Source organism: Lacisediminimonas profundi, from assembly GCF_008831265.1.
Taxonomy (GTDB): domain Bacteria; phylum Pseudomonadota; class Gammaproteobacteria; order Burkholderiales; family Burkholderiaceae_D; genus Lacisediminimonas; species Lacisediminimonas profundi.
This window is the reverse complement of sequence record NZ_VTTH01000005.1, coordinates 315307-331717: the sequence shown is the minus strand read 5'-3', so window position 1 is coordinate 331717 and position 16411 is coordinate 315307. Positions and strand designations below refer to the sequence as shown.

The 16411-nt window shown below is 63.8% G+C and carries 14 protein-coding genes; 13 read left to right on the top strand and 1 reads right to left on the bottom strand.

Going from position 1 to position 16411, the window contains the following annotated elements; all coding sequences use genetic code 11:
* Positions 1 to 126 precede the first annotated feature (126 nt).
* The 8 genes from FVE66_RS16030 (at position 127) to eutC (ending at position 9289) form a co-directional block, all read left to right on the top strand.
* Complete coding sequence (locus FVE66_RS16030; protein ID WP_151448451.1) at positions 127 to 1773, top strand: ABC transporter substrate-binding protein; 1647 nt, start codon at positions 127 to 129, stop codon at positions 1771 to 1773.
* A 158-nt stretch (positions 1774 to 1931) separates the two neighbouring features.
* Entirely contained in the window at positions 1932 to 2882 is a 951-nt protein-coding gene (locus tag FVE66_RS16025) for an ABC transporter permease (RefSeq protein WP_151448450.1), read from the top strand.
* Positions 2883 to 2944: 62 nt separating this feature from the next.
* Positions 2945 to 3835 carry an ABC transporter permease gene (locus FVE66_RS16020; protein ID WP_151448449.1) on the top strand — a complete coding sequence of 297 codons (891 nt, stop codon included), beginning with the start codon at positions 2945 to 2947 and terminating at the stop codon, positions 3833 to 3835.
* Positions 3836 to 3842: 7 nt separating this feature from the next.
* Entirely contained in the window at positions 3843 to 4823 is a 981-nt protein-coding gene (locus FVE66_RS16015) for an ABC transporter ATP-binding protein (RefSeq protein WP_206668776.1), read from the top strand.
* Positions 4820 to 5878: an ABC transporter ATP-binding protein gene (locus FVE66_RS16010; protein ID WP_151448447.1), complete on the top strand. Its 1059-nt coding sequence runs from the start codon at positions 4820 to 4822 to the stop codon at positions 5876 to 5878. The genes FVE66_RS16015 and FVE66_RS16010 overlap by 4 nt, the downstream gene beginning before the upstream one ends.
* An 88-nt stretch (positions 5879 to 5966) precedes the next feature.
* The gene (locus tag FVE66_RS16005) at positions 5967 to 6986 is read left to right on the top strand and encodes an alpha/beta fold hydrolase (RefSeq protein ID WP_151448446.1); all 1020 of its coding nucleotides are present in this window, start codon (positions 5967 to 5969) and stop codon (positions 6984 to 6986) included.
* Positions 6987 to 7022: 36 nt separating this feature from the next.
* Positions 7023 to 8423 carry an ethanolamine ammonia-lyase subunit EutB gene (locus FVE66_RS16000; RefSeq protein ID WP_151448445.1) on the top strand — a complete coding sequence of 467 codons (1401 nt, stop codon included), beginning with the start codon at positions 7023 to 7025 and terminating at the stop codon, positions 8421 to 8423.
* A 35-nt stretch (positions 8424 to 8458) separates the two neighbouring features.
* A complete protein-coding gene (eutC, locus tag FVE66_RS15995) occupies positions 8459 to 9289 on the top strand; it encodes an ethanolamine ammonia-lyase subunit EutC (protein WP_151448444.1) in 831 nt (276 codons plus the stop codon).
* Between the two features lie 111 nt (positions 9290 to 9400).
* On the opposite strand, the gene FVE66_RS15990 is transcribed toward eutC, so the two are convergent.
* Complete coding sequence (locus tag FVE66_RS15990; RefSeq protein ID WP_151448443.1) at positions 9401 to 10564, bottom strand: hypothetical protein; 1164 nt, start codon at positions 10562 to 10564, stop codon at positions 9401 to 9403.
* A gap of 319 nt (positions 10565 to 10883) precedes the next feature.
* Between FVE66_RS15990 and FVE66_RS15985 the strand changes: the two genes are divergently transcribed.
* From FVE66_RS15985 to FVE66_RS15965, 5 genes are all read left to right on the top strand, one after another.
* Positions 10884 to 11894, top strand: a complete 1011-nt coding sequence (locus FVE66_RS15985; protein ID WP_151448442.1) for an alpha/beta fold hydrolase — start codon at positions 10884 to 10886, stop codon at positions 11892 to 11894.
* A 30-nt stretch (positions 11895 to 11924) separates the two neighbouring features.
* Positions 11925 to 12239 (top strand): c-type cytochrome, encoded by a 315-nt coding sequence (locus tag FVE66_RS15980; protein WP_151448441.1) that lies wholly within the window; start codon positions 11925 to 11927, stop codon positions 12237 to 12239.
* Positions 12240 to 12248: 9 nt separating this feature from the next.
* Positions 12249 to 13523 (top strand): NAD(P)/FAD-dependent oxidoreductase, encoded by a 1275-nt coding sequence (locus tag FVE66_RS15975; RefSeq protein WP_151448440.1) that lies wholly within the window; start codon positions 12249 to 12251, stop codon positions 13521 to 13523.
* 101 nt (positions 13524 to 13624) lie between these two features.
* Complete coding sequence (locus tag FVE66_RS15970) at positions 13625 to 14128, top strand: (2Fe-2S)-binding protein (protein ID WP_151448439.1); 504 nt, start codon at positions 13625 to 13627, stop codon at positions 14126 to 14128.
* Entirely contained in the window at positions 14125 to 16353 is a 2229-nt protein-coding gene (locus tag FVE66_RS15965) for a xanthine dehydrogenase family protein molybdopterin-binding subunit (RefSeq protein ID WP_151448438.1), read from the top strand. Before FVE66_RS15970 ends, FVE66_RS15965 begins: the two co-directional genes overlap by 4 nt.
* The last annotated feature ends 58 nt before the right edge of the window (positions 16354 to 16411 follow it).

Here is a 16411-nt window from a genome sequence, read left to right as displayed (position 1 = left end):
TGGAATTTGATGCCAGCAACGGTGGCACGTTGGTTGCTATGAACAAGGCAGGAGCTCGAAACGCCATAACTCGAATAACACATATCACCCAACCCTGATTTCACCTTTACTACCCAAGGAGTGCAGATGTCCGATCACGATTTGAAGAGCGCGTTGGCAGACAAGCTGGCCAAGGAATTTTCGCGCCGCCGTTTTCTGAAAACCATGACTGCCGGTGCGGCAGCAGGCGGCGCCGCGATGCTCGGCGGCGGTTCCTTGATCAGCCAGGCGATTGCAGCTGAACCCAAGCGCGGCGGCACGCTGAAGTGGGCGCAGATCGTCGGCCCCGACACGCTCGATCCGCATTTCACCGGGTCGCTTGGCGCCATCAAGATCCACAACAACATCTTCAACGGTCTGTTGAAAGTGGCGTACGACGGCAAGAAAGTTACCTTCGTTCCCGACCTGGCCGAGAAGTGGACCATGGTGGATGACAAGACCCACATCTTCAAGCTGCGTCCGGGCGTCAAGTTCCACAATGGCGATGTCTGCGATGCCGAAGCCGTGAAGTGGAGCATCGAGCGCGTCAAGGATCCGAAGACCGCTTCGCCGCATGCCTGGATGGTGAAGGACCTGGCCGGCATCGACATCGTCGATCCGCTCACGGTGCGCATTCGCTACGCCAAGCCGTTCGCCTTTTTCACGGTCGCGATGACGGGCGCAACCGGCCGCGCCGGCACCATCGTTTCCAAGAGCGCCGTCGAGAAATTTGGCAAGGACTTCGGCCGCAATCCGGTCGGCACGGGTCCCTTCAAGTTCGTGCAGTGGAAAGAGAATGAAATCATCGAACTGGAGCGCAATCCGGACTACTTCGAGAAGGGCTTGCCGTATCTCGACAAGGTCCAGATCAACCTGATCAAGGAGCCGACCGCAGCAGTGGCGGCGGTGCTGTCCGGCCAGGTCGACGGCATGGATGCCTGCCCGTTCCAGTTCATGAACCAGCTGCGCAGCAACAAGAACCTGAACATCTATGGCGAAGTGGAAGGCAACTACGCATTCCTCGGCATGAACAACAAGCGCGGTCCTTTCGAGGACGTCAACCTGCGCTTGGCCGTGGCCTACGCAATCGACCGCAATGTGCTGGTCAAGCAGGGCTATTTCGGCGATGCGATTCCGGCCTATTCGCCGATCTCGCCGCCGATGACCGGCTTCTACGACCCCAACATCGCCAAGAGCGGCCGCGGCCAGTTCTTCGACCTGAACAAGGCAAAGGCATTCCGCGCCAAGGCCAAGGAAAAGGGCGAGATCACCGTCACCTACATCGCGACCGAAGCCTTCACCGCCAACGGTGGCAGCGGCAGCCGCAATGCGCAGCTGATCATCCCGATGCTGGCCAAGATCGGCATCAAGGTCAAGCTTGAGCTGATGGACCGCGCCGTGCTGACCAAGCGCCGCAACTCGGGCGACTTCGACCTGTACGACGAAGCATGGCAGGCCGACCTCGATCCGGACGAGACCATCCGCCCGGAATTCCTGAGCGGCATGCCGTGGAACTTCGTCGGCTACAACAGCCCGGATTTCGACAAGCTGATCGTCAAGGCTTCCGAGGTCGTCAACCTGGCCGAGCGCAAGAAGCTGTACTACGCGGCCGAGGACATCATGATGGCCAAGGACGCGCCGATTGCAGTGCTGGCCCACACCAAGGTCTACAAGATCTTCAACAAGCGGGTCGAGGGCTACAAGTATGTTCCGGTTGATCTGATGAACATGCATACGGTCAGTCTGAAGGCGTAGTAGCACGGTCGTCGAGGGCGCAGTGCCTTCCGTAGTTCCTTCGTTTGACGCTGCCGGGACGTTGGATTCACGACGTCCCGGCAGGCCACGCAAATGCGCTTGCAGACTCCGGCACAAGTTCCGGCCCCCCGGCGCCAATTCACAGGAAGGAAAGTTTTATGTTTCGCAGCTTCATCACCAAGTTCCTGCAGACCCTGCTGGTACTGCTGATCGTATCGATCGCCGCTTTCTGGTTCCTCAAGATGGCACCGGGCGACCCGGTCACGATGCTGCTCGGTTCCGAGTTTTCTCCGCAGGCCTACGCCAAGCTGACGCACGAACTGGGGCTGGACCAGCCGGTTCATGTGCAATACATCCAATGGCTGGAGCGCTTCGTGCGCGGCGACTGGGGCATCTCCTACGTCACCCGCGACAATATCTTCAAGCAGGCCGTGTTGCAGGCGCTGCCGGTGACGCTGTCGCTGACGGCACTGTCGCTGCTGCTGGCGCTGCTGATCGGCATACCTGCCGGCATGCTGGCGGCACTCTACCGCGGCAAATTCGTGGACATGGCCGTGTCATCGCTGTCGGTGATCGGCTCCGCATTTCCAAGTTTCTATCTGGGCATCCTGCTGATCTGGGTGTTCGGCGTCGCGCTGGGCTGGTTTCCGACCATGGGCTTCGTGCGTCCCTGGGACGACCTGCTGTCGGGCCTGCATCACCTGGCGCTGCCGGCGATCACGCTGGCTTCCTACTACGCCGGCCTGATCGCGATCACCACCCGCTCCAGCCTGATCGAGGTGCTCGAGCAGCCCTTCATCAAGGCGGTCCGGGCCCGCGGCGAGCCGATGTGGCGGGTGATCTGCATCCATGCGATGCGCAACGTGATGATGCCGCTGGTGACCGTGATCGGCCTGCAGCTGGGCGGCCTGCTGCGCGGTGCGGTGATGACGGAAGTGGTGTTCGCCATTCCCGGGCTGGGCATGATGATCACCACCGCCGTGCTGTCGCGTGAATACGGTGTGGTGCAGGCCGGCGTGATGCTGACCGCACTGTTCTTCGTGCTGGTCAACCTGCTGGTCGACCAGACCTATGAATTCCTCGATCCGCGCCTGCGCCTGCGGCGCTGACCGCGCCGACGAACAACTGTTGCCCGCGTCATTGCACCACTGCTTCAACACCTGGAAATATCATGAGTCAAACTGCCACTTTCCCCAACCAGACGCCGCTGCTGCGTCTCAGTGCCTGGCTGCGCCGCACCTGGCAGCCGGTCGCGCGCCAGAAGTCGGCGATTGCCGGTCTGGTCATCGTCGGCATCTTCCTGCTGCTGGCGCTGTTCGCGCCCTTGCTGGCAACTCACGACCCGGTCGTGCAAAACCTGGAGCAGGCGCTGCAGGCGCCAAGCGCCGAACACTGGCTGGGAACCGATTCGTTCGGACAGGACGTGTACTCGCGCATCCTGTATGGCGCGCGGCTGGCGATGTGGATCGGCTTTGCCTCGGTTGCGCTGGGGCTGACGGTCGGCCTGGCAATCGGCCTGGTCTCCGGCCTGCTCGGCGGACGCATCGAATGGGCGCTGATGCGGCTGGTGGATGCGCTGCTTGCCTTTCCTGAAATCATCCTCGCGATCACCTTCGTGGCGGTGCTCGGCATGGGCACCGACAAGGTGATCTATGCGCTCGGGATTTCTTTCATCGGACCATTCGCCCGCATCGTCCGTTCCGACGTGCTCCAGGTCAAGGCGCTGCCCTTCATCGAGGCCGCGCGCCTGATGGGCGTGCCGCAGCCGGTGATCATCATGCGTCACCTGGTGCCGAACGTGATGTCCTCGCTGATGGTCCAGGCTGGCATCCGCATCAGTACCGCGATCCTGCTTGAATCGGGCCTGTCGTTCTTCGGCATTGGCGTGGTGCCGCCGACGCCGGATTGGGGCCTGATGATCGCGGAGGGCCGCGGCTTCATCACCATGGCGCCGTGGATCTCCGGCTTTCCCGGCGTTGCGCTGGCGATGCTGCTGATCGGCCTGACTTTGCTTGGCGACGGCTTGCGCGCCGCCTTCGATCCGCGTTCCGAAGGACATTGAAATGAAAATGAGTGAACCCCCTGTCGCGACCATGGTCCGTCTCGACATCCAGAATTTCACGCTCAGCCGTGGGCGTCACGCTGTGCTGGACCGCGTCACGCTGTCGCTGCCGGCGGGCCGCACGCTGGGCCTGCTCGGTGAATCCGGCGCTGGCAAGTCGACGCTGGCCATGGCCATCATCGGCCTGCTGCAGGCACCCGAGGTCGGTCTGGAAGGCAGCCTGCGCTTCGATGGCGAGGAACTGGTCAACCTGCCGGAGACGAAATTCCGCGCGTTGCGCGGCAGCCGCATCGGCTTGATATTCCAGGATGCAAGCGCAGCGCTCGATCCCTGTTTCACCATCGGCCAGCAGATCTGCGAACCCCTCAAGCGCCATCTCGGGCTGGACGACGAGCAGGCGGTGCAGCGGGCCGTCGATTTGCTCACCAGTGTCGGCATTCCCGACGCCCGTTCTCGCCTGGCGGCTTATCCGCACCAGTTGTCTGGCGGCATGCAGCAGCGGGTGATGATTTCGATCGCACTCGCCTGCAACCCCGAACTGTTGATCGCGGACGAGCCGACCAGCGCGCTCGACGTGACGATACAGGCCCAGATCATGGAATTGATCATGAACCGGGTGCGGGCACTTGGATCGAGCGCGATCTTCGTGCTGCACGACCTGGCGCTTGCCTCGCAAGTTTGCGACGACATCGCGGTCTTGTATGCCGGCCAGATCGTCGAGACCGGGCCGGCCAGCGTGGTGCTGGGGCGGCCGCTCCATCCGTACACGGTGGGTTTGCGCTCGTGCGTGGTGGAACTGGATTCGGAAGAGTTGCAACCGCTGTCCGGCAATGTTCCGTCGCTGTCCGAGATGCCGGATGGATGCCGCTTTTGTACCCGCTGTCCCCATGCGATCGACCTGTGCGCCCAGGAGCGGCCGCCGCTCGAAACGTGGGATGGGCGGCAGGTAGCCTGCTGGATGGTTGACAGATTGATGGAGCAAGCATGACCACCATATTTTCCGTTCTCGATGTGGAGAAGACCTATCAGGTCGGGCTGGGGCCGCGCGCCGGGCTGTTCAAGCCGCGCGCGCCGCGCTTGCTCAAGGCGCTGAACGGGGTGCGGCTGGAAGTCGCCGAAGGTGATTCGATCGCGCTGGTCGGCGAGAGCGGTTCCGGCAAGTCAACGCTGGTGCGGCTGATGCTGGGCCTGGAGGCTGCCAGCGATGGCCGCGTGCTATATCGCAACGCCGATATCAACAGTTTTGACGAGCAGGCACGGCGGCAATTCAGCCGCGATGTGGCCTTTATCTACCAGGACGCGCGCGGTTCCATGAACCCGCGCATGAAGATACGCGACGTGCTGGCCGAGCCCTTGTTGTTGCACGGCCTTTGCACCGAGTCGGAGGCTGACCAGCGTGTGCTGGACCTGCTCGCCAAGGTCGGCCTGTCCGCCGACATGGCCTGGCGTTATCCGGCCGAGCTGTCGGGCGGGCAGGTGCGCCGGGTAGCCGTGGCGCGCGCGCTCGCGGCAGAGCCGAAAGTCATCATTGCCGATGAGTCGGTGGCTGGCCTCGACGTGTCGGTGCAGGCGCAGTTGCTGAACCTGCTGCGCAAGTTGTGCCGCGAGATGGGGCTGACCCTGGTCTTCATCACGCACGACCTGGGCGTTGCCAGCTATCTCTGCCGGCGGGTTGCAGTCATGTACCTCGGCCGCATTGTCGAAGAAGGCAGCACCGAGGACATCCTGCATCAGCCGCGCCATCCCTACACGCGCGGGCTGATGCGGGCCTTCCCGAGTTTCGGCCGTCCGCTGACGGCTTCGCTGAAGGGCGAGATTCCAAGTCCGATCGACTTGCCGCGCGGCTGCCGCTTCGCGTCGCGCTGCCAGGATGCCCGGGATGAGTGCCGCGAGCTGGATCCGGTGCTGACCAGCGACGGCCAGACCCGCCGCGTGGCTTGCCTGTTTCCCTTGACCTATTCCGCAACAGTGCAGGAGGGCGGGGCGCAGCATGTGGCCACGGGAAGTCCGGTCGCCATGGCGCCGGCCGCGGTGGCACGATGAGGAACGAGTACTGCTCCAGCTACCTGCTGGCGCTGAAACGGAACAATGAAACGGAACAATTAAGCGGAACAATGAAGCGGAATGCAGAATGAGCCAGCCTGATTACAATATTTTTGACGCTGGCGATGTGGTTTTGCAGTCGGGACTGACCTTGCGCGGGACCCGGCTGGCCTACCGGACATGGGGACAGTTGAACGAAGATCGCAGCAATGCCATCCTGTTCATGACGCCCTTCGGCGCCCACCACACCGATATCGCATGGATGATCGGTCCCGGGCGGGCGCTGGATCCGACGCGCTATTTCATCATCGTACCGAACCTGTTCGGCAACGGCCTGTCGTCGTCGCCCAGCAATGCGGTGCCGCCTTTCGATGGCAGCCGCTGGCCGAATTTCACGATGACCGATAACGTCCGTGTGCAGCAGCGCATGCTGCAGGAAGTGTTCGGAATAGAGCGCCTGGCATTGGCCTGTGGCTGGTCGATGGGCGGAATCCAGGCCTATCACTGGGCAGCCCTGTTTCCCGACCGTGTCGAGCGGCTGGCCGTCCTGTGCGGCGCGGCCCGTGCTTCGCCGCACAACAAGGTATTCATCCAGGGAGTGCGCGCTGCACTGACTGCCGATGCGCACTACCAGGATGGCCGCTTCCATGGCTTTCCGGAGCGCGGCTTGCGCGCAATGGGACGTGTCTATGCCGGCTGGGCCTTGTCGCAGACTTTCTATCGCAACCAACTGTGGCGCGCAGCCGGCTGTTCGTCGGCAGAGGATTACGTGATCACGCACTGGGAGGGCAACTTCCTGCGCCGCGACCCGGCCAACCTGCTGGCCCATCTCTGGACCTGGGAGCATGCGGACATCAGCGCCAATGAACTGTACCGGGGCGATTTTGATGCGGCGCTGGCGGCGATTACTGCGCGCGCACTGATCATGCCGGGGACAACGGACCTGTATTTCCAGGTGGAAGACAACCGGCGCGAAGTTGCCCGCCTGCGTTCGGGGATGCTGCTGCCGATCACCTCTGACTGGGGGCATCGGGCCGGCATGCCGGCCTTCAACCTGGAGGATGACGGTTTCATCAATCATGCGTTGAAAGAGCTGTTGGCAGCTTGACGTATAGTTCAGGACAGGGCCGACCAGGAGGGCTGCATGGCTTACCGATTTACCGTTGAAAACCTGGTCTACCAGTTCGCCGATCTGCGCGAATTGCTGGCCAAGGCGTCGCCGCTGCGCTCGGGCGACCAGCTGGCAGGCGTGGCGGCAGCCAGCGCGACCGAGAGGGTGGCGGCCCGCATGTGCCTGGCCGATTTGCCGCTGGCGCGTTTCCTGCAGGAGGCCGTCATTCCGTACGAGACCGACGAGGTGACGCGCCTGATCGTCGATACGCACGACACCGCTGCCTTTGCGACTATCAGTCATCTCACCGTGGGCGGGTTTCGCGACTGGCTGCTGCTGGAAACGACCGGCGAAGCAGCGCTGGCGCGTGTTGCGCCAGGGGTCACGCCGGAAATGGCGGCGGCCGTGTGCAAGCTGATGCGCAACCAGGACCTGATTGCGGTGGCGCGCAAATGCCGCGTGGTGACCCGCTTTCGCAACACCATGGGATTGCCGGGCTCGCTGGGCGTGCGGCTCCAGCCCAATCACCCCACCGACGACCCGAAGGGCATCGCCGCCTCGCTGCTCGACGGGCTGATGTACGGCAGTGGCGATGCGATGATCGGCATCAACCCAGCCAGCGACAATATTGCCGCGCTGACCGTGCTGTGGGAAATGGTGGATGACTTGCGCCAGCGCTACGACATCCCGACCCAGTCCTGCGTACTGACCCACGTCACCAACCAGATCCGGGCCATCGAACACGGGGCGCCGGTGGACCTGGTGTTCCAGTCGATCGCCGGTACCGAGCAGGCCAACCAGGGTTTTGGCGTCAGTCTTTCGATCCTGCGCGAAGCATACGATGCGGCCTTGTCGCTGCGGCGCGGCACGGTCGGCGACAACGTGATGTATTTCGAGACCGGGCAGGGCAGCGCGCTGTCGGCCGGTGCGAATTTCGGCGTCGACCAGCAGACCTGCGAGGCGCGGGCGTATGCAGTGGCCAGGGAATTCCGTCCCTTCCTGGTCAACACGGTAGTCGGATTCATCGGCCCCGAATATCTGTACGACGGCAAGCAGATCATCCGCGCCGGCCTGGAGGATCATTTCTGTGGCAAGCTGATGGGACTGCCGATTGGCTGCGACGTCTGCTACACCAACCATGCCGAAGCCGACCAGGACGACATGGACAACTTGCTGACGCTGCTCGCCAATGCCGGCGTGACCTTCATCATGGGCGTGCCGGGCGCGGATGACATCATGCTCAACTACCAGAGCACATCCTTCCACGATGCGCTCTACCTGCGCGGCTTGCTGGGCCTGAAGCGGGCGCCGGAATTCGAGGCCTGGCTGCAGGCAATGAAAATCACGGGGGCGAATGGCGGGTTGCGGGATGCGCCGGCCGTCGTGCCTGACTCCTTCCTGTGGCAGATCATGAATTCGGCTGCTTTGCTCTGAACCTGTGCAGCGGACCTTGCCTTCCTCACCATCAAATGAACGAGCAGAATAAAACAGACTCGATTGCCTTGCCTGCCGACGTTCCCGATACAAGCCTGGCCGTGGTGCCGCACGATCCGTGGCAGGCGATCCGGCGCTTCACGCCCGCGCGCATAGCCTTGGGCCGGGCCGGCAACGCCTTGCCGACGCGCGAGGTGCTGCGCTTTTCGCTGGCCCATGCGCTGGCACGCGATGCGGTCCACTGGCAACTCGACCTCGATCAGCTTCAGGAGGAATTGCAGCACGACGGCTTTCAAAGCGTGCTGGTGCACAGCGCTGTGCAGGACCGCACCACCTATCTTCTCCGTCCAGACCAGGGCCGCCGGCTTGGCGCTGGCGGCGTGGCGGCGCTGACTGCCGCTGACGGACCGGGCTGCGACCTGGCGCTGGTGCTGGCCGACGGTCTGTCGGCAATTGCCGTGCAAAAGCATGCTGTGCCCTTGCTTCGTGCATTGCGGCCATTGTTGCCGCCCGATTGGTCGCTTGCGCCGGTCGTGATTGCGCAACAGGCGCGGGTGGCATTGGGGGACGAAATAGGGCAGTGCCTGCGGGCGAAGATGGTCGTGATGCTGATAGGCGAGCGGCCGGGGCTCAGTTCGCCCGACAGCCTGGGGGCCTACCTGACCAGCGAGCCGCGGGTCGGGCGCATGGATTCGGAGCGCAACTGCGTGTCCAACATACGGCCGCAGGGCTTGAACATCGAGGCAGCGGCGCGACGGATTGCGTGGTTGCTGTTGCAGGGCCGCAAGCTGGGGCTGACCGGGGTGGCGCTGAAGGATGAGAGCGGGGGCTTGCCTGCTGTCCGGGACGACACGGCAGGGAACTGACACTGCGGCACTGACCTGCGCACGCCCCGAACGATCCCTGCCTTTTTGATCCCTGCCCTTTCTACTCCTGCCTTTCAAGCCTTGAAAGGTAGTAAAAACCGGTGAGCGCCGCTATTGCGCCGCCGCATCCCGGCGCTGCCCCGATCCTGGACCCATCTGCGGCCCTGGCCGCGGCCCGATCTTCGGCCCCACCTGCGGCAGGCTTGCCACCGGCCGCTGCGTCATATTGCGCCAGGCGTCCAGCAACACCCCGCCGGTCGACATCGACAAGGAATAGAGGTCGAAGGACATCGCCCGCAACAGACGCCCGCCTTCATCCGGCGCGCGCAGACGATGCCAGCGCGCCGGCGCCAGCGGATGGCCGAGCGCGGCACCGACTTGTGTCACCACCTGCAGCCGCGCATGACGCGGCGACGGGTGCACGCATTCCGCAACCAGGTTCAGCCCGGCCAGGATGGTGCTCGTCAGGTCGGGCCAGAAATGCGGCACGCAGTCCATCAGGGTGAGATTGCCGGTCGCGGTATCGATCCTGGCGCCCAGGTGCATCGCACCATTGAATGCGCTGACCTCGCAAAGCCGCGCTGCGATCCGCTCCAGTCCAGGATGGAATTGCCCTGCGTTGTCCTGGTCCAGGCCGGCGATCACGAATGCGCATAGCTGGCCGCGGTCGGCAATCAGGCTGATGCTGGCGTCCACCCCGGGGGTAATCGCTTGCGCCACCAGCAGCCCGCGCGCCGGCAGGCGCCACAGGTCGCGCCGGCTGGAAATCATCACGCTTTCCAGTTGCGGCTCGTGCGAGATGGGCTTGACCATGAACGGCAGGCCCAGTTCGGACGCCAGCGCCGGAAAGTCGGGCTCGGATTCGCCGCCGATCAGGCGGCTGGCCGGCACCGGCAGGCCATGCTGGCGGCACAGACGCTGGAAGCGCCAGCGGTCGTCCAGCATGGTCATCGTCGGCGTGTCGGGTATCGGCGAAATGGCGACCGACAGCCGGCCGGCGACACGGTTGACCATGCGGATCGCATGGCAATCGGCGGGAATCAGCACCAGATGGCGGGTGAAGCGGGTCAGGTCGTTGACCAGGTCGACGAAAACCTCATCGTCGGCGCCATCGAAGCGGATGGTGGCCTGCTGCTCGCACAGCGACGACCAGCGCAGGCCGCGGTTGCCCTGCGTGCCGATCACCATGCAGCCGGCGTCGGTAAAGCTGCGCACTGCTTGCAGTACGGCGAGCGTCACCGGCCGATCTTGTCCGACAACGATGTAGTTGATCATGGGGTCTCCGCGTATCCGTGTATCAGTGCCGGTGGTGCTTTGGAGAACTCACTTTACTTGCGGAAAACCCCCGGCACTTGAGAAAGCGCAATGGCACTGCGTCAGCGCAAAAGATCCACTGTTTTCGTGGCACGGTTCGGGCCGGAACAAACGCTCCCCGGCGCGCATTGTCTGATCTTTAGGCGCTTTTCATGATTGCCCTGTATCAATTCTTTTGCTGTGTTAAATTCGCCACTCGGCGTAGCGAATTCCGCATGGCGCACTGCAAAAAAGTGCATAAGGCGGATCAAAAAACATATAACAAGACAGGACACCTGACATGAAGTTGACGGCCGTATTCACGTTGCTCGCAGCTCTCGCATTGCCCACCGCCGCGCTTGCGCAGTCCGCTACCCCGCCCGAGCCATATGGCATCGCGCTCGAAGGCTATTCCTATCCGTATCCGGTTCATTTGCTGCCCATAGTCTGGGAAGGACGATCGCTGCGGATGGCGTACATGGATGTCGCATCCCCGACCCCGAACGGCCGTACCGTCTTGCTGATGCACGGCCGGAATTTCCCCGGCAGCTATTGGGCGCCAACCATTGCCGCATTGTCGAAGGCCGGATACCGGGTCGTGGTGCCGGACCAGATCCACTTCGGCAAATCCTCCAAGCCGGATGAACTGCCGGTCAATTTCGATGTGATGGCAGCGCATACCGCAGCCCTGCTGGACCATCTGAAGATTGCCCAGGTCGACATCGTCGCCCATTCGATGGGTGGCATGGCCGGAACGCGCTTTACCCGTACCTATCCGGACAAGGTGCGCAAGCTGGTGCTCTCCGCGCCGGTGGGCCTGGAGGACTATCGGCAGTACGTGCCGCTGATACCGCGCGAGCGGCTGATCGACCAGGAAATGGCGCTCACGGCCGAAGGCTATTTCAAGCAGCTGATGGGCATCTACAATCCGCAGCTCACCCGCGAGCAGTTCTATCCGTTCATCGAGGTGCGGGCGCGGATGATGAATTCCGCCGAGTATCCGCGCTGGGTGCGCAGCTATGTGTCGAGCTTCTACGCCATGTGGGGCCAGCCGGTGGTGCATGAGTTCCCGCTGGTGCGGCAGCCAACGCTGATCATGGTCGGCAGCCGTGACCGTACTGCGACCGGGCGCGCATTCGCGCCGCCGGACCTGCGCGAGAAGATGGGCAACTTCCCGAAAATGGCGCGCGAGGTGGCGGCCAGGATGCCGAATGCCCGCGCCGACGTTTTCGAGGGGAATGGCCACATGTTGCACATGGAAGCGCCTGAACGCTTCAACTCGACCCTGATCGGTTTCCTGAACCAGCCCTGACCCACCACTCCCGAACGACAAGGAGAAGTAATGCGACGCCCCTCATTATCGATATTTGCCGCACTCGCGGCGCTGGCAGCTGTGCCGGCCGCCGCCGCCGACAATACCCTCATTGCGGGCCAGCGCCTGGCGGCAAATTGCGCTGCTTGCCATGGCACCAATGGCGCCACGGTCGGCGCCAGCCTGACGCCGCTGGCCGGCATGAACCGCGACACCCTGGTCGCCAGCATGCAGGCTTTCCGCAGCGGCGCGCGGCCGGCCACCATCATGCACCAGATCTCGAAGGGCTATACCGACGAGCAAATCCAGTTGTTGGCCGCATTCTTCGCGGCCCAGAAGAAATAAGGAGCGGCCGTGAAAAGACGTCAATTCATTCAGGCAGCCGGCGCAGCCACCCTGCTGGCATCAGCTACCGGGTGCGCCACTGTCGGCAGTGGCGCGCGGCGCAATGTGGTGGTGGTCGGCGGCGGCTATGGCGGCGCCACGGCATCCAAGTATCTGCGGATGTGGGGCGAGGACGCGATCAATGTCACGCTGGTCGAGCCAAACCCGAATTTCGTTTCCTGCCCCTTGTCGAACCTGGTGCTCGGCGGATCGCGGCAGCTGGCCGATATCACCATTCCCTACGATGGCCTGGCCAAGCGGCATGGGGTGCGGGTGGTGCGCGACACTGCCACGGGAATCGATGCCGACAAGCGCACGGTGCAGCTGGCCGGCGGACAGGTGCTGTCGTACGACCGGCTGATCGTGTCGCCGGGCGTTGACATGGTCTATGACAGCCTGCCCGGCATGGCCAGCGCGGCCGCCCAGGAGAAGGTGCTGCACGCCTGGAAAGCCGGGGCGCAGACGGTGGCGCTGCGGCGTCAGCTGGAGGCGATGCCCGACGGCGGCGTGTATGTGATCACGATTCCGGTGGCACCCTATCGCTGCCCGCCCGGCCCTTACGAGCGCGCCTGCCAGGTGGCGCATTACCTGTCGCGCTACAAGCCGCGTTCCAAGGTGCTGATCCTCGACGCCAACCCGGATGTCACGTCCAAGGGCCCGCTGTTCAAGCGGGTCTGGGCCGAGCGTTACAAGGGCATGGTGGAGTACCGTCCGCAGTTCAACACGACCGATGTCGATGCGGCCGCCAATGCCGCGATTTCCGAATTTGGGGATCGTGTGAAAGCCGATGTTCTGAACGTGGTTCCGCCGCAGCGCGCGGGCGCCATCGCCGCCCGTTCGGGCCTGGCCAACATGAACAAGCGCTGGTGCGAAGTCGATTTCCTGACTTTCGAATCGACCCAGGCGCGCGGCATCCATGTGTTGGGCGATGCCATACAGATCGCCCCGGCGATGCCGAAATCGGGCCATATGGCGAACCAGCACGGCAAAGTGGCGGCGGCAGCCGTGATCGACCTCCTGAAGGGCGTCGCTCCTAACCCGGTGCCGATGCTGACCAACACCTGCTACAGCTTCGTGTCCGACAAGGATGTGATCCATGTGGCGTCGGTGCACCGCTGGGACGCCGCGAAAAAAACCGTCCTGGCCGTGCCCGGTGCAGGCGGCGTGTCGCCGGCGCCGAGCGAACTGGAAGGGCAGCACGCAATGAACTGGGCCCGCAACATCTGGGCTGATACCTTGATGTAGCATGCCGTGAAACAGTAATACAGTAAGACAGTAGGACAGGCGGGGCCGGCGGCCGCAAGTGCCGCGGCCTCTACGAGGATGTAACACTGGAGGAGAGGCAAGTGGCAAAACTGAACGTCAATGGCAAGACTCGCGACTTCGAGGTGGAGGCGGACACGCCTTTGCTGTGGGTGCTGCGCGAACAGCTGGGACTGACCGGCACCAAATACGGATGCGGGATTGCCCAATGCGGCGCCTGCACCGTCCACTTGAATGGCCAGCCGACCCGCAGTTGCGTGGTGCCGGTGTCCAGCGTCAAGCCGACTGACAAGATCGTCACGATCGAGGGCTTGTCGCCGACAGGAGACCATCCGGTGCAGAAGGCATGGGCGGCGCTCGATGTGCCGCAATGCGGCTACTGCCAGAGCGGCATGATCATGTCCGCCGTGGCGCTGCTCAAGGCCAAGCCGAACCCTACCGATGCCGACATCAACGACGCGATGAGCAACATCTGCCGTTGCGGCACCTACAACCGGGTACGCGCGGCCATCAAGGCTGTCGCCAAGGGCGGCAATGTCAAGAGCGCAGGTCTGGCAATCCAGCACAAGGACGGGAGCACAACATGAGCCACGACACGAGCCTCGACACGATCCGGAACGCGACGACTGCCTCCTCCACGCCTGAAAGCAGCGGCCGGCGCCGCTTCCTGAAAGCGTCGACCGCCGCAGCTGGCGGGCTGGTGGTAGGTTTCCATATTCCCTTTGCCGGCAGTGCAATGGCACAGAACGCCGCCACGCCCGAAATCAATGCCTGGGTGGTGGTCAAGCCCGACGATACGATCGTGGTGCGGGTGGTCCGCTCCGAGATGGGACAGGGCACGCTGACCGGCCTGGCGCAACTGGTGGCCGAAGAGCTGGATGCCAACTGGGCCAAGGTAACTACCGAATACCCGACGCCGGGCCAGAGCCTGGCCCGCAACCGGGTCTGGGGCGATTTCTCGACTGGCGGCAGCCGCGGCATCCGCCAGTCGCACGACTATGTGCGCAAGGGCGGCGCTGCGGCGCGCATGATGCTGGTGCAGGCCGCTGCCAATCAATGGAAGGTGCCGGTCAGCGAATGCCGGGCCGCCAGCAGCGTCGTCACCCACACGCCCAGCGGGCGCAAGCTCAGCTACGGCAAGCTCGCCGCGGCAGCGTCGAAGCTGGCGCCGCCGACCGACATCAAGCTGAAAGATCCGAAAGACTGGAAGATTGCCGGCAAGCGGCTGGCGCGGCTGGACACGGTTGCCAAGACCAACGGCTCGCAGATCTACGGCGCCGACCTCAAGATGCCGGGGATGCTGAACGCCGCGATCAAGGATTGTCCGGTGTTCGGCGGCAAGGTGAAGAGCTTCAATGCCGCAGCGATCGAGAAGCGTCCCGGCGTCAAGAAGGTGCTCAAGGTCGGCGACAGCGCCGTGGCAGTGGTGGCCGACACCTGGTGGCACGCCAAGACTGCGCTCGATGCGCTGCCGATCGAATGGGACAACGGTCCCAACGCCAATGCCAGCTCGGCCAGCGTCGCCGAATGGCTCAAGGCCGGACTGGACGCGCCCGAGGCTGTGGTCGGCAACCAGGCTGGTGATGCGAAGAAGGCGATTGCCGGTGCTGCCCGCAAGATCGAAGCCGTGTACTCCTACCCGCACCAGAACCACGCGACGATGGAGCCGATGAACGCGACCGCGTTGTGGACGCCGGAGCGCTGCGAACTGTGGACGCCGACGCAGAACGGGGAGGCCGCGCTGGCGGCGACCTCGGAAGCGGCCGGCCTGCCGCAGTCGAAATGCGAGGTCTACAAGATCAACCTCGGTGGCGGATTCGGCCGCCGCGGCGCGGTGCACGACTGGGTACGCCAGGTGGTCGCGATTGCGAAGGAAATGCCGGGCACGCCGGTCAAGCTGCTGTGGTCGCGCGAAGAGGACATGCTGCATGGCCGCTTCCACCCGGTCACGCAGTGCAAGCTGACGGCCGGCCTGGATGACAAGGGCGAGATCACCGGCCTGACGATGCGCATCTCGGGCCAGTCGATCGTGGCTTCGGTGATTCCGTCGCTGATGAAGGATGGCAAGGACCCGGTGGTGTTCCAGGGCCTCAACCCGCCAGGGCCGGAAGCCTCCATCGGTTACACCTTCCCGAACGTGCTGATCGACCATGCCATGCGCAACCCGCCGGTGCCGCCCGGGTTCTGGCGCGGGGTGAACCTGAACCAGAATGCGATCTACCTCGAGTGCTTCATCGACGAGATCGCCCATGCGACCAAGCAGGATCCGCTGGCGCTGCGGCGCAAGCTGATGGCCGGCAGTCCCAAGCACCTGGCGGTGCTGAACGCGGTTGCCGCGCGCGTTGGCTGGGACAAGCCGGCCGCCCGCGGCGTGTACCGCGGGCTGGCGCAGACCATGGGTTTCGGCAGCTATGTTGCAGCCTGCGCCGAGATCTCGGTCAGCGACGACGGCGTGCTGAAGATCCATCGCATCGTCGCCGCCACCGACCCTGGCCATGCCGTCAATCCGCAGCAGATCGAGGCCCAGGTCGAGGGCTCTTTCGTCTATGGCCTGTCGGCGGCGCTGTACGGCGAATGCACGCTCAAGGGCGGCCGCATGGAGCAGGAGAACTTCGACACCTACCGCGTGCTGCGCATGGATGAAATGCCGGCGGTGGAAACGCTGGTGCTGCCATCCGGCGGTTTCTGGGGCGGTGTCGGCGAGCCGACCATCGCAGTCGCTGCGCCGGCCGTGCTGAATGCGATTTTCGCCGCCACCGGCAAGCGCATCCGCGACCTGCCGCTGAAGAACCACAGCCTGAAGAAGGCCTGAAGGAGGCTTGAATCAGGCTTGAAGCAGATTGGAAGCAGGCTTGAGGACGGAGGCGGTG